We start from the raw sequence: 14578 nt of genomic DNA, 5'->3' as shown, positions 1-14578 counted from the left end.
AGCTACTTTGGACTCTGTGGCAAAGCGAGGTGGCCGCATGCACGGCTGCCGCAATCATCCGATTGAACTCAAACGTAGGCTGGCAGAAGCTGCGTGCGTGCCAGGCGTGTCTGTTTCAAAGCTAGCGCTGGAACACGGCCTGAACGTGAACATGGTCTTTCGCTGGCGTCGCATGTACAGAGCAGGCGATTTCGGCCCCCCGGAGGTTGCGAACGACCCACTGCTGTTGCCCGTCATCGTTGAGGCACCCGCAGTCGAAGGATCGGTCGACGTGCTGCGTATTTCGGGGCGCGTGATCAGCGGTTTCGGGGGAACGTGATCACCCGTTTCGGGCGGAAGCTGATCGCTGGTTTCGGCGGAACGTGATCACTTCGGCGACGCCGCCGAAATCGGTGATCACGTTCCCGAAACGAGTGATCACGTTGCCGAAATAGGTGATCAAGCAGCCGAAATAGGTGATTACGCACCGTAATGGGGCCGGGCAAGGGTTAGGGGTGGGACTGCGCATGGACTAGAACGCCGGCGATACGCTGCTTCCTTTTTTCAAGGAAGCAAGCTGATGCCGGCCAACCGGATGACCATGCGCAAAATCAAGGAAGTGCTTCGCCTGAAGTGGGCGTGTGGCCTTTCGCACCGGCAGATCGCTAGGGCGACGGGTGTGAGTGTTGGCGCCGTTTCGCAGTACGCGGCAATGGCGAAGGCAGCGGGGCTGGATTGGCCGCAGGCGGACAGCCTGAACGAAGACACGCTGGAGCAGCGGCTGTTCGGCGCGCAGAAGCCGGCCAACAGCCCGGGCGGGCGGGTGACGCCGGACTTCCCCTATCTGCATCGCGAGTTGCGCCGCAAGGGCGTGACACTGCAGTTGCTGTGGGAGGAATACCTGGAGGCGAATCCCGGGGTCCCCATTTACCAATACACGCAGTTCTGCTGCCGTTACCGGGACTGGGCAGCGACGCTCAAACGGTCGATGCGCCAGCAGCACCGCGCCGGCGAAAAGCTGTTTGCTGACTTCGCCGGTCAGATGGTGCCGATTCTGGATGCCGAGGGCGGCCTTGCCTTCGAAGCCAGCATCTTCGTCGCTGTGCTGGGCGCGTCGAATTACACATACGCATGCGCCACCCGGGGGCAGACCACCGCCGACTGGATCGGGGGGATGGTCTGCGCGATGGAATACGCCGGCGGCGTGCCCGAGCTGCTTGTGCCGGATAACCCGCGCGCGCTGGTGGCTCGCGCTGACCGGTATGAGCCAGTGCTGTCTCGGACGGCGGAGGACTTCGTTCATCACTACGGCACGGCCATGCTGCCGGCGCGGCCGCGCAAGCCGCAAGACAAGGCCAAGGTCGAGACCGGCGTGCTGATCGTCGAGCGGTGGATCCTGGCGCGGCTGCGCAACCACCGTTTCTACAGCCTGGCCGAGCTCAACAAGGCCATCAAGAAGCTCGTCGCGGATCTGAACGACCGACCATTCAAGAAGCTGCCTGGCACGCGCCGGGAGTGGTTCGAGCGGTTGGACCGGCCAGTGCTGCGACCGCTGCCGCCGCGGCGCTACGAAGTTGCAACGGTCAAACAGTGCCGCGTCAACGTCGACTACCACGTCGAGATCGACGGCCACTACTACAGCGTGCCGCATGCCCTGGTGCGCAAGGCGGTGGAGGCTCGCGTAACCCGCCATACCATCGAGATCCTGTACGGTGGCAAACGGGTGGCGCTGCACGCGCGCAATACCCGCAAGGGCAGCCACAGCACGGTCAAGGAACACATGCCGGTGGCCCACCGCGCGCACCTCGAATGGACGCCCGGGCGGCTACTCAACTGGGCAGCCTCGATTGGGCCCAACGTCGCCGTCATCGTCGAATACCAGCTCACCCACAAGAGCCATCCCGAGATGGGGTATCGCGCCTGCTTGGGTCTGCTGAGTCTGGCCAAGAAGTACAGCAAGGAGCGGCTCGAAGCCGCTTGTGCCCGCGCCGTCGCCATTGGCTCGCTCACGCGTAAGTCTGTGGTCTCCATCCTTGAAAACCGTCTGGACCGGCAAGCCACTCTGCCGGTATCGCAAACCGAGTGGCATTCCCCCATGCACGACAACGTGCGCGGACCCGACTACTACCATTAGGAAAACTATGCTGATGCAACACACCGTCGGCCAGCTCAAGGCCCTCAAGCTCGACGGGATGGCGCGGGCCTTCGAGGAACAGTCTGCCCTGACCGCCAGCTCCAGCCTGCCGTTCGAAGAACGCTTCTCCATGCTGGTCGACCGGGAGATTGCTTGGCGCGACACCAGGCGCCTGGAGCGGCTGCTGCGCTCGGCCAAGCTCAAGCACACCCAGGCATGCCTCGAGGATGTGGTCTATGACGGCAGCCGCGGCCTTGACCAGCGGCTGGTCGCCAGCCTGGCCAGTTGCGACTGGATCCGCAATGCTCAGAGTCTCATCCTGACCGGGGCGACCGGTGCCGGCAAGTCCTGGCTGGCCTGTGCGTTTGCTCAGCAGGCCTGTCGGCAGGGATTCTCTGCTCTCTATCTGCGAGTGCCTCGACTGTTCGAGGAACTGCAGATCGCCCACGGCGACGGGAGCTTCACCCGCCGTCTGGCACAGCTCGCGCGCATCGATGTCCTGGTGCTGGACGACTGGGGCCTACAGGAGCCTTCTGAAAGCGCACGCGGCGATCTGCTGGAAGTTCTGGACGATCGCGTCGGCACCCGCTCGACCATCGTGACCAGCCAGCTCCCGATCGAGCATTGGCACCAGTGGTTGAATGATCCGACGCTGGCTGACGCCATCTTGGACCGGCTGGTCCACCAGGCGCACAAGGTATCGCTCAAAGGCGAATCCATGCGCAAGCGCTCGGCTACCGACGCCAAGAAACGGGCATCGTGATCACCTACGCTACAATCTCCTGACCGCGCAGTACCACCTTCCTTCCCCGATCACGTTCGCCGAAACCGCTGATCACCTTCACCGAAATCCGCAGACGTGCCTCCTGCAGGGAACCAGTGCGATCAGCCGGAAGCATCGCCCACCGGGGTCATACGGTTGCAACTGGCCAAGGGCCAAGTGAGCATTGAAGGCCGGGTCGATCCGGAAGTCCTGCGCACGGTGGTGCAATGCCTGAGCCAATGATGGGGCCGCCGGCGAACACCCGAATCTGGGTTGCCACAGGTTTTACGGACATGCGATGCGGCTTTGATGGCCTGGCGGCCAAGGTGCAGACGGTACTTCAGAAAGATCCCTTCTCGGGCCACGTGTTCATCTTCAGAGGCAAACGTGGCGATCTGCTCAAGTGCCTGTATTGGCGCGATGGCGGACTGTGCCTGTTTGCCAAACGGCTGGAACGGGGGCGCTTCGCTTGGCCGCGCGCCGAAGGTGGGGTAGTAGCTTTGACGAGCGCGCAGCTTGGTCTACTGCTGGAGGGATTCGATTGGCGGCAGCCCATCGATGCCGCCCGTCCTTGCAGTGCTTTGTAAACGTCTGTGACAACGCACGTGAGGAGAGATGCGGGCGCGTAAACTGCCTGCATGAACTCCAGCGACGCTTCGCTTCCGGACGACATCAACGCCTTGAAGGCGCTCCTGCTCGCGCGCGAAGCAGCGCTGCGGGAGCGTGACAGTGACCTGGAAGATCTGCGCGACACCGTCGCGACGCTTCAGAAGACTCTCTCGGACCGAGCGCTGGAAATCGAGAGCCTGAAGCTGTGGATCGCCAAGCTCCAGCGAATGCAGTTCGGGCGTAAGTCCGAGAAGATCGATCACCAGATCGAGCAACTGGAATTGCGCCTTGAGGACCTGCAGGCCGACGAAGGCGCGACGGCTCTCGAGACGCGCAAGCAACGCCCCAATGACGCGGGCAAGCCTACTGGACGCAAACCGCTCCCCGATCATCTACCGCGCGAAGATATCGTCCATCAGCCCGATGACGTGTGCTGTCCGCAGTGCGGCGGAGCTCTCAGCGATCTTGGCGAGGACATTGCCGAGCAGCTCGAGTATGTGCCCGGGCATTGGCGAGTGATTCGTCATCGTCGACCGAAGAAGGCCTGCGCTTGTTGTGACTGTATCGTGCAGGCGGCCGCACCCAGTCGCCCCATTGATCGCGGTATGCCGGGTCCTGGCCTGCTCGCTCATGTCCTGGTGGGCAAATTCTGCGACCATCTCCCCCTGTACCGTCAGTCAGCGATATACGCGCGGGATGGTGTCGAGTTGAGCCGATCGACGCTGGCCGATTGGGTCGGCCAGGCCAGCGCACTACTGCGCCCGCTGGTCGACGCAATTCGACAGTACGTGATGGCGGCCTCGAAGATCCATGCCGACGACACGCCGGTACCGGTCCTTGAACCCGGCAATGGCAAGACCAAGACGGGTCGGCTCTGGACCTATGTACGTGATGACAGGCCGGCCGGATCGAAGGACACACCCGCCGTCTGGTTCGCATACAGCCCGAGTCGGTCGGGCGAATATCCGCAAGCTCACTTGAAGGGCTTCAAGGGAATCTTGCAGGCCGATGCATTCGCAGGCTACAACGCCATCTATGAACGAGGCGACGTGCTAGAGGCTGGATGCGTCGCTCACGCGAGACGAAAATTCCACGACCTGTACCTGGCTCGCAGGAACGAGGTCAACACCGAGGCGCTGCACCGAATCGGCGAGCTGTACGCGATTGAGGCCGAGATCCGCGGCAAACCGCCAGACGAGCGAAGACGCGTCCGACGGGAACGAGCGCGTCCCTTACTGGATGCCTTCGAAAGATGGTTGCGCTCGACGCTCAGCACGGTGTCGCACAAAAGCGAAACCGCGAAGGCCATCAACTACGCACTGAATCAGTGGGCTGCACTAACGCTGTATGTCGACGATGGCAGCGTCGAGATCGACAATAATGCGGCAGAGCGCGCACTAAGAGCAGTCGCTCTTGGCCGGAAGAACTTCCTACACTTCGGCTCCGACAGTGGCGGTGAACGCGGCGCCGCAATCTATACGCTTGTTGCGACAGCCAAGCTCAACGGTCTCAATCCCGAGGCTTACCTGCGACACGTCATTGCCCGCATTGCCGAGCACCCCGTCAACCGCGTCAGCGAACTGCTGCCATGGTCCGTGGCTGATCAACTTCGTCCCACAGCAGCCTGAACATCTCCCCCTCGTCAAGAACGCTAGTGGTCGGACGGTTACGCACAGCTAAAGCATCAACTTGGTGATGCCGGGCTTGTCGTCCTGCACAGACCCTTCGCATTCGTCATATCGTTGGTCCATCTCATCGCTGAGACGAGGGCGCTGAACTACCAAGGAGGTAGCCTCTTCCAAGCTTCCCCCACGTCGAACCTCAGATACTGGTTTGCGACAGCCACACTTCGCGGAAGTCTGCACCCTTTCGGGTCGGGGCAAAGTTTGAACCCCTATGCAGGCCATTACAACCTGCCGTTCGCTTTCTCCGCGTTCTCTTACCCGCTCCCCCATCAGCTTCCCTTGCGGGGCACCTGCCACGGATTCGATTTGCAGAATCCGTGGCGGGGAATCGGGCTTACCACGTTCCCGTTCCTGCCAACCCGAGTACTACCGGGCCTGTCCGTTTAGCGCCTGTCTTTCCCCCGGCAGTCTTGTGACGACGTGCCCCCATGATCCAAGAGAGCAACCAACTGCATACCTTTTGGTCTGGGCCTATCAGCCGCTTTGGCCCATTCTGTATTACGAGGTTTATCAACAGTTCACATCCGTTGCGCGTGCGGAACTTGCCTAGCCTTCACGCCGCCCTACGGCTAGCAGCATCGCCCATGGTCCCGTCGCCGGGATGGGCGTCATTCGAGAAGTACGTTGTCCCTGGAGCTTCAGACTCGACCGTTACCAGTCGCGCCTGTCCAAGTAGGCAACTGCTGGTCGCACAGCAGGTCACAGTACGGCTTGCCGCATGTGACAAGACAAGAACGAACTTTACCGCCAACAACATGCCGCTTAACGCGCGGCGGACGGCGACACGTGTCGCACGGATCAAGTACAGATAAAACCAGCGCCCGGCGACCTCTGCCGGCAAATAGGTCATGTCCCAGCACCACAATTGGCGCGGCCCGGTGGCCACGTGTGTGGTGGGTGGTCGGCTTTGGCGCGGCGCCTTGGCGCGTCCTCGATGCCGGGTCTGCCCATGGGCGCGCAGCACGCGGCCGAAGCTTGACTCGCTTGCCAGGTAGACACCCTCATCGGCCAGTATGGGCACGATGCGCGCTGGCGGCATGTCGGCGAAGCGCGGCTCATTGGCGACGGCCAGAATGCGTTCGCGCTCCTCGATGCTCAACGCATGCGCGGGCGTGGGGCGCTCGGCCCCGGGGCGGCTGTCGCCGACCACCAAGCCATCGTGGGCCTTCCAGCGTTGCAGAGTGCGCACGGTGATGCCAGCTACCTCACACGCCAGGCGCAGGCGAGCGCCGCCCGCGTGAGCGGTTTCGATATGGCGGACCATCGTATGGCGATCTTCCAGGCCGATCATGCGTCCTCGTCCTTGTCCTTCGGGAAGATGCCTTCGAGCTTTTTTGAGAGTATCAGCAGGGCGGCGGCTTCAGCCAGGGCGCAGCTCGCGCTCGAGTTCCTTGATGCGGCGTCGATCTGCCTTCGTCTCACGAGGAGTCGCGCGCGCATCCTCGGGCTCCGCCAGCGCCTGCGTGGCAGCAGTGCGCCACTGCTCCAACTCCCGCGGAAACACACCGTTCTCACGGCACCAGGCGTTCTTGCTGGCCTCGTCCATAGCAGCCGTCGCCAGCACCGCCTCAAACCTGGCCGCCGCTGTCCATGCCCGCTCGCGAGCGGGCATGGACATAGCGTCCGCACGCCAGCGCTCCAGCGTGGCCACTGCCACACCCAATTCCCTTGAAACCACTTCCACCGCCGCACTCTCCGGCGGTAACAACCGTGCTACTGCCCGGTCCTTAAATTCCTGTCCGTAACGAGCCACTTCTCTCTCTTATCGCCCCCAGGGTTCAGATTCTATCGAGGCGACATCTATTTTGCCGCGGGGGGCGGCCAATGAGGCACCTACAATGCGCGCATGGCTTCCGATCCTGGGCCGGCGATCTCGGTCCTTCAACTTCGAATTGCGCTGCGTGGCCTGAGCCCGCCGGTCTGGCGGTGCGTCCTCGTTCCCGAGCACTTGACGCTCGGACAGTTGCACCATGTCATCCAGGTCGTCATGGGCTGGGCCGAAGAACATCTGCACACGTTCAGCATTCGTGGCAGGCGCTACGGCGACGCACATGAAGGCGTCCTGCAGTTCTGCACCGTGGCAAACGAACTGCCGCTGACCGCGTTTCATCTCCGCGAACACGAAGGCTTTGTCTACGTGTATGACTTCAACGCGTGGTGGCGCCACGAGATACGGATGGAGCGGCGTATGTTGCGGCAACATCCTGGCCTGCTGCCACGGTGCGTGGCGGGGTGCGGGCCTTGCCCGCCAGAGGACATTGGCGGGATCGAGAGGTATCTGGAGGCCAGGGACGAACACAGTGAATACGAATTCCTCGATTGGATCGAGTCGCTACGCGAGCGGCCTATCGTGTTGGAAGACCTACGCGACGAGGTCCACCGGTGGCTGACTTGGCTGGATCGTCGCTTTGACCGTCAGACCGTCAATAATCGGTTGCGAGAGCTCGAAGGGTAGACTGGTCGCCGCAGCTTCTACGGGAGGAGGGCGGCCATGCGTATCAGCTTGCAACTCATAGTGCAGGACGATGGAGGCGTGCCAGCCACCGTCACCGAAATCGCCCAGTTCGAGAGAGACGGCTTTGATGTGGGCTCGCTGGGCCTGCATCTGGAGGAGGCGAAATCATTGCTGGGTCGGCTGCAGCGCACGATGGTTGCGGCACAGGTTGCCGAGGCCGTTGCCCGGACCAGCGTGTGTCCCACGTGCGGGGCGCAGCTGGCTTGCAAGGGCCACCATCACCTGGTCTTTCGGAGCGCGTTCGGGAGACTGTCGATTGACAGTCCGAGGCTGTACCCCTGCCGGCATTGCCAGGGCGACGCACCGAGCTTCAGCCCCGTCGCCCGCTGTCTGCCTGAGCGGGTCAGTCCAGAACTTCAGTATCTCGAGGTCAAGTTTGCAGCGTTGATGTCGTATGGTCTGACCGTCAACGTCCTGCAAGAGGTATTGCCGCTCGATCATGTGCTGGCAGCGAGCTCAATCCGGCGCCAAGTCAGCACGCTCGGTCGCCGGCTGGAAGCCGCACAGGTCACCGACGCCCGGCGGCAGGCAGAGGTGGCGGCGAGCGCGGGCTCGCCCCATATCCCGGAGCCCAGTCCGATCCGCGCGGTCGGCATTGACGGCGGCTACCTGCGACGGGCCGGCCACCGGCGCCGCCAGGATGGCTGGTTTGAAGTGATCGTCGGGAAGTCCCTACGGGATCAGGATGCCGGCCATAGCTTTGCCTACGTGCACAAACTGGAGCGCCGACCGGCCGATCGTATGTGGAACTTTCTGCTACGAGAAGGTGTGCAACCCAGTCAGCCGGTCACTTTCTTGTCGGACGGCGGCGATACCGTACGGTTTGCCCAGCTCGGCTTTGGTGACCGCGGTGACTACGTTCTCGATTGGTTCCACATCGCCATGCGGGTACAGAATCTCGAACAGATGATCAAGGGCCGGCCGGCACACAGCGATGGCCCCAGCAATACCGCATTGATCAAGACGCTGCATGGCGCCAAGTGGCACTTGTGGCACGGCTGCCCCTTTCCAGCGTTGCGCCGCCTGGAAAGCCTGAGCTGGGATCTGGACCCTGAGGCCAGCCCCGAGGAGGGCAAACTTCTCGGCAAGCTCGAGGAGTTCATTGTCTACCTCGACAACAACCGACACTTCATCGTGAACTACGGTGACCGCTACCGGCATGGAGAGCCCATTGCCTCAGGGTTCGTCGAGTCGGCCGTCAATCAGGTGATCAGCAAGCGGTTCGTGAAACGCCAGCAGATGGCCTGGCGGCCTCGACACGCGCACAACCTGCTGCAAATCCGGACGGCCGTACTCAATAACCAGTTCCGGTCTTACGTTGAACGATGGTATCCGTCCATCGCCCGGGATGAAAACCACCGCCTTGCCGCTTAGTCGGCCCCCGTTTTGGCGCGGTCTCCTGGATCCAGGCGCAGGGCGCGACGAAGCAAGGCTAAAAAATACACGCGCCAAATAGTTGCGTAGCCGGCACTCTCTGCCATCATCCGGTTTTTCAACCACCGGAAGACAGCAGTAATGCCATCCCAAGACGTCGTCGCCATCCTGGACCATGTGTCCAAGTACCAGCCTGTTCAGTCAGCCGCGAAGAGCAAGATGGAGCTTCGAGCTGCTACCTTGGCGAAGTGGCTATTCGTATTCGCCGGACTATGCCTTTTGGTCGCCGTGAGCCTCGTTCTTGGCTACAAATTTGGATGGTCGCCAACATGGCTAAGGACAGCGCTCAGCGCGCTGGTGATTCTGACGACGTTGGCCACCCTCATCGGAGTAATGGTTGAGCCCGTCATGTTGCTGGTGCGGGTCCGCCGCTGGAAGGACGATGCAAGCGCAACGGCACAAGGCGCTCTCGCCAACGACTTGCATGCCGCCGCCATCCTGGTGTCATACACAGGGGAGTCGCTTCAGCTCGCCCGTCATTGGCTCACAACCCGAATCGGTCGGATTGACATGCGGATCTCCCAGTTTTTCGGAAAGGAGACCGCATTTATTTCCCAGATGGGCCTGGTCTACGCCGTCGTGAAGGAGGGCGGCGGACTGCCATGGCTCGGACGAGAAATGGCCAGCGGATTTGAGTCGAACAGCTTTGCCGGTACATTCATGCTTTACGCCTGCGCGGGGGTTTTTGGCTTGTCGTTGGGCGCGATCTGGCTTCGGGCGATACAGGGCATGCATAAGCACCAGCTGGACCTTGTGGAACTCGCGTTGAAGCAGAAAGAGCTGTCGAAAAATGCGTCCACGCCGACCACAGTCGAAGCCACGGCAGCCGCCACGCCTAACACATAGCAAACGCCACCGTCCTAAACAGGTTCGGCCGTTTTACTCCCACACAGCCCGCCTGCTGTCGTGGGCGTGGCATCGCGGTCGCCGGGCTCGAAGCCCAGGCCTCGGCGCTCGGGGACCGGCTCGCGGCCGCCGAGCAGGCGCAAGGGCGGCACGCGATCGAGCTTGGCGGGTGGGCACCGAGTTGGCTTCAGCACAACGACGGGCTGAGCGCGCCGAGGCCGAGGCGGCGCTCGCGCGTCAGTTGCTGGCAGAATTGCGCGTGGCGCTGCACGAGCGGGACGGCGGCGGTCGACGGCGGGGCAAGACCCGCCCGGCGCCAGCGGGGAACGAGGGCCAGCCCCCCCAGCAGCCAGAGCCAGGCGCGCCGGCCGCGTCCTCCGACCCGAATGACCGCCACGACGGCAGCAATAGTAGCGATAGAAGCAGCGATGACCAAGAACACTGAGCGGCCGGCGGCGATCCGCTGGATCCAGGAGCAGATGGCCGACTACGACCTGACCATGGAGGAGCTGGAGGCGGCGGGGTGCTTCGATCCGCCGCCCCCACCCCCCACCGCCGGTGGTCTGCTACCGCAACGCCGAGGGGCTGACCTGGGACGGGCGGGGCGAGATGCCGTCGTGGCTCAAGCGGGCGGTCAATGCGGGGCAGAGCGTGGAGTTTTTCCGGGTTGGATAAACGTCGCTCGGTTGCTGGAAGGTTTTTCATGGTGCCGGTGGTCGAGAACGTATCGAGGCCGTAATCAGGGCCCGCGGAGTCAGTGCGATCTCTACCGACAGCGGAATGGCTCGATTCCTTTGTTAAAAACTCGGCGGTCCGCGAGTTCACCCGCGGCGCGCGTCATCTACACACATCCGAAAAATGCCTCTTTTGAATTTCAAGTGGGTGGTATCGTGGCGGGTTTCAGGTAAAGAGCAACACGAGCGATGCATAGCAAACTGTTTGAAGCAGCCCTTGGCGTAAGCGATCCGTGGTTCGTCCGGGAAGTCGACTTCAACGCGCAAACCAAGATGTTGACGATCCAGATTGACTTTGTCGCCGGCAGCCGCTTTTCTCACCCGGAGGTCGCCGGTGGGCACCCCGTTCACGACACGGTGACCAAACGCTATCGGCACCTGAACTTCTTCGAGCACGACTGCTATCTGGAAGTCCGCACGCCGCGCGTGAAGCTTCCCGACGGCCGCGTGGCGTTGGTCGAGCCGGACTGGGCTGGCAAGCTCTCTGGCTTCACGTTGCTGTTTGAAGCCATGGTGGTGGCGCTTGCGCAGCAGATGCCGTTTTCTGCTGTAGCCAGAACGGTGGGTGAGTCGTGGCATCGCGTGTACGCCATCTGCGAGCGCTATGTTGACCTCGCGGTGGCCGAACTCGATCTGGCCGGCATGACCGCTGCCGCCGTTGACGAAACGTCCTACAGGCGCGGTCACAACTACCTGACGCTTGTCGCTGATGCCGACGCGCGTAAGGTCGTGTTTGTGACAGAAGGCAAGGATGCTGCCACGGTTGGCAAGTTCGCTGAACATCTGCGCGAGCACAACGCTGCGCCTGAGCAGATCGGAGTGGTCAGTATCGACATGTCGCCGGCGTTCATCAAGGGCGTCGGCGAGCATTTGCCCAACGCGCGCATCACCTTCGACAAGTTCCATGTCGTGGCTCACGCTTCGGCAGCCGTGGACAAGACCCGGCGTATCGAACAGAAGACCGATCCAAGCCTCAAAGGCCTGCGCTGGACGCTGCTCAAGGATCGCGACGGCTTGCCAGCCGCACAGCGTGCCGATCTCGACGCGTTGATCGCCAACGTCACGACCAAACGCACTGCCCGTGCCTGGCTGTATCGCGAGCAGTTGCGCGACATCCTTGAGCGCAAGCAGATCAACGTTGTATCCGCAATGCTCGAGCAGTGGTGCACGAACGTCATGCGGTCCAAGGTCGAGCCAATGAAGGAGGTCGTGCGCATGATCCGCAAGCATTTCGACGGCATCGTTGCATGGACCCAGACGCGCCAGACTAATGGCTTCCTGGAGGCCCTCAACGGCCTGTTCCAAGCCGCCAAGCGCAAGGCCCGCGGTTATGTGAGCTTCAAGACCATGCGCACCGTTATCTTCCTGATCGCCGGAAAGCTCGACTTCTCCGCGATCAACCCGCATGCCGTATAACCCACTCATTTTTCAAAAGAGCCCGAAAAATTTGAAATGAGTAGCATGGCGATGGATCTACCTCTTCCCACCCTGGACCCTGCACAGGAGGTACGCATAGCCGCGGTGCACCGCGGCTTTTTGTACCAGCATCTATACACGGTGGGCTGTTTATTCCGGGCTGCCGCTGCCGGTGCGACTTCGGTGGTCGTTGAACGCGATGAGGACGTTGAAGTTGTTCTGCCGTCACGCCGAATTTACGTGCAGGTGAAGAGCCGTTCGCAACCCATCATCACTAGCGACATCGATTCCGCTCTTGAACGGTTTTCGCGTCTTCGCGCGGAGCATGTCGCCCGGCGGCGCGAAGGCGTTGCCCATTTCGCAATCGTCGCGAACCAGTCGCCTGGCCCCGCCCTGGCTGCATTGATCGCCAGTGGCTCGCTCGAAGGTGATATCCAGTTCCTCTTCCCAGGTCAACCTGTTCCTGCACATCTTGATGCACTGCCTCCGGCATGGCGGAACCTTGGCGATGCCGTTCAATGGTGTACGGCGCAAGCAGCATCGGTACCCCATGCAATGCTGGTTCCCGACTCACTCGTATGGAAACTGGCGGGGCTAGTGATGTCCGCAGCAACAGGTCAGATGCAGCGGGGCGGACATGCCTTCGCGGTTGAGACCCTGCCCGAACTGTTCGAGCAATTGCTCGTGCAGCTCCAAGACTTTCCCGCGCCGCTGCTCTCCTATCGGCCCCAGATTGACGAGCCCAACATTGACAACGGCGCGCGCTTGCGGATCATCTGCGGCTTTTCCGGCGCGGGCAAGACATCGTGGGCATCGCAGGCGGCGACGCATTCCACGGAGAGTTGCGTCTACTTCAACGCCAGTGACACGCCAGGAACGGCGTTGGCCAGTTCTCTGGTCCGAGAACTGGCGGCCAGCCTTGTGGGGGCAGCTTCTCATGTCCTGCGACAGGTCTTACTGCCAGGCGCGTCAGGCATTGACTCATTACGCAACCTGGATGTGTACCTCGCAGAGCGGGGGCGCGCCCCAATCATCGTGATCGACAACGCGCACCAAGTACCTGCAGACAACATTCATGCGGCGCTCAGGGCAACGGGCAACTTGCGCTTTCTGCTGTTGTGTCAGCCGGCAGGTTCGACACGGGAATTGGAAGCGCTCCTTGGTATCACGCGAGAAACGCTCCGTGGTTGGGACGTTGACACGGTGGCCAGTGAGGTTGTCGCAATCGGTGCGAGAGGCAGTGCTGAAACGATGGGACGGCTTAGTCAGCAGACGGCGGGCATGCCGCTGTTTGTGCAGAGCGCGGCGCGAATTGCGGTGCTGGACTACGCTGGCGACGCGTCACAACTTTGCAATGCGCTGGATAGCCAGACGCATATCGGCGAAACGTCGCAGGAGGTCATCCTCTTGCGCATCTTTGACGGACTTCCAAGTGGCGCTCAGGATGTCGTGGCGGTATTGAGCCTGGCCGACGTGGTCTTGAAGCTGGATGAGGTCAATACCTTGCTCTCAGCATCCCTGGAGCTAGGCGAAGCAACAGTCGCATCAATGATCCGCATGCTTCGCCCCTTGGGGATCGTCGAGATTTTTGGCGGCCAGCAGCTGAAGATCCATGACGCCGTGAGTCTGCTTGGAAGGCGGCATCTGGAACTCATGGCACCGGAGCAATCGCTTCGCGCAAGACACGCCCTAAGGGAGGTACTGTCTGCCTCGCTCATGGATGAAAGAAACGCCTCGCGTTTCTCGCTCTACGTGAAAACACTGGTCACGCTCAGGGAAATCGAAACCATTATCGAGTTCGCGGGCGACGAGATGTTTCATGAGATGGGAATAGGGGATGTCTTCCTTGCGAGTCTGGAAACGGCGGCCGCGTCTATCGAAGTCGATCCTGAGCAACGTTTCTGGGCGCTGGATGGACTAGTATTCGCGAAGCTCAAGTCCGGCGATCTCGCATCTTTGCCAGAGCGCCTGGCAAGGATGGAGGAATTGCTCGACGCGCATGAATTGCCGCGCTCCGCTCAACTGGCGCTTGGAATGAAGCGGATGCAATTGAAAGCGCAGCATCGTGACCTTCCGGGCGTCCGGGCAAGCATTGCCGAATTAGGCGAAACCTTGCCCGACTCGCAGCAGCATCAACGCATATTCAAGTACAACGCAGCCACCGCTTTGTGGCGACTGGGGGAGACGGCAGAAGCGGAACGCTTGGTGGACGAGGTAATTTCGGGGTACCTCGGGGAGCTTGGAATCAGTGAGGCCTGGATTTTCGGCAAGTCGCTAGAACAGTTACACCCGCTGTTGAATCGAACTGACAACAGCCTTGACGATGTCAAGCATCTCGCCGACGCGATGGAACTCCGCGCAATTTTGCTGAAGGATCGGGGGGTAGACCCCAATCCACCCAAGTTACTGTAAGCATCAACAAGCCTTATAAGCAGCATGTCGATGAGGCTTTGGGCGAGGCGG

At 61.5% G+C, this 14578-nt stretch carries 10 protein-coding genes and 2 pseudogenes; 11 read left to right on the top strand and 1 reads right to left on the bottom strand.

Translation table 11 applies throughout. From position 1 onward, the window contains the following. Positions 1 to 37 precede the first annotated feature (37 nt). From J8I82_RS29370 to tnpC, 5 genes are all read left to right on the top strand, one after another. On the top strand, positions 38 to 319 hold the full coding sequence (locus tag J8I82_RS29370) for a transposase (RefSeq protein WP_209762872.1): 282 nt from the start codon (positions 38 to 40) through the stop codon (positions 317 to 319). 240 nt (positions 320 to 559) lie between these two features. Beyond that, positions 560 to 2113: an IS21-like element ISRme9 family transposase gene (istA, locus tag J8I82_RS29365; protein WP_209762869.1), complete on the top strand. Its 1554-nt coding sequence runs from the start codon at positions 560 to 562 to the stop codon at positions 2111 to 2113. Between the two features lie 7 nt (positions 2114 to 2120). Further along, entirely contained in the window at positions 2121 to 2876 is a 756-nt protein-coding gene (gene istB, locus J8I82_RS29360) for an IS21-like element ISRme9 family helper ATPase IstB (RefSeq protein WP_133098548.1), read from the top strand. A gap of 227 nt (positions 2877 to 3103) precedes the next feature. Further along, positions 3104 to 3463 (top strand): IS66 family insertion sequence element accessory protein TnpB, encoded by a 360-nt coding sequence (gene tnpB / locus J8I82_RS29355; RefSeq protein ID WP_348635612.1) that lies wholly within the window; start codon positions 3104 to 3106, stop codon positions 3461 to 3463. A 51-nt stretch (positions 3464 to 3514) separates the two neighbouring features. Beyond that, positions 3515 to 5113 carry an IS66 family transposase gene (gene tnpC, locus J8I82_RS29350; RefSeq protein ID WP_209762866.1) on the top strand — a complete coding sequence of 533 codons (1599 nt, stop codon included), beginning with the start codon at positions 3515 to 3517 and terminating at the stop codon, positions 5111 to 5113. Positions 5114 to 5963: 850 nt separating this feature from the next. Here the strand turns inward: tnpC and J8I82_RS29345 are convergent. Further along, a pseudogene (locus J8I82_RS29345) lies at positions 5964 to 6923 on the bottom strand (transposase); the annotation flags it as partial. A 93-nt stretch (positions 6924 to 7016) separates the two neighbouring features. On the opposite strand from J8I82_RS29345, the gene J8I82_RS29340 reads away from it, so the two are divergent. From J8I82_RS29340 to J8I82_RS29315, 6 genes and pseudogenes are all read left to right on the top strand, one after another. After that, positions 7017 to 7625 carry a plasmid pRiA4b ORF-3 family protein gene (locus tag J8I82_RS29340; protein WP_209762863.1) on the top strand — a complete coding sequence of 203 codons (609 nt, stop codon included), beginning with the start codon at positions 7017 to 7019 and terminating at the stop codon, positions 7623 to 7625. Positions 7626 to 7661: 36 nt separating this feature from the next. Next, positions 7662 to 9059, top strand: a complete 1398-nt coding sequence (locus J8I82_RS29335) for an ISKra4 family transposase (RefSeq protein WP_209762860.1) — start codon at positions 7662 to 7664, stop codon at positions 9057 to 9059. A 141-nt stretch (positions 9060 to 9200) separates the two neighbouring features. After that, positions 9201 to 9965, top strand: a complete 765-nt coding sequence (locus J8I82_RS29330) for a hypothetical protein (RefSeq protein ID WP_209762857.1) — start codon at positions 9201 to 9203, stop codon at positions 9963 to 9965. A 428-nt stretch (positions 9966 to 10393) separates the two neighbouring features. Continuing rightward, positions 10394 to 10640: pseudogene (locus tag J8I82_RS29325) on the top strand (H-NS histone family protein). A 248-nt stretch (positions 10641 to 10888) separates the two neighbouring features. Then, entirely contained in the window at positions 10889 to 12115 is a 1227-nt protein-coding gene (locus tag J8I82_RS29320) for an ISL3 family transposase (RefSeq protein ID WP_209762854.1), read from the top strand. 45 nt (positions 12116 to 12160) lie between these two features. Beyond that, a complete protein-coding gene (locus J8I82_RS29315) occupies positions 12161 to 14527 on the top strand; it encodes an AAA family ATPase (protein ID WP_209762851.1) in 2367 nt (788 codons plus the stop codon). Positions 14528 to 14578: the final 51 nt, after the last annotated feature.

The sequence above is a fragment of the Cupriavidus consociatus genome, assembly GCF_017814975.1.
In the GTDB taxonomy this organism is placed as follows: Bacteria; Pseudomonadota; Gammaproteobacteria; order Burkholderiales; family Burkholderiaceae; genus Cupriavidus; species Cupriavidus consociatus.
The sequence above is the reverse complement of the archived record's forward strand: the minus strand, read 5'-3'. Positions and strand labels throughout refer to the sequence as shown.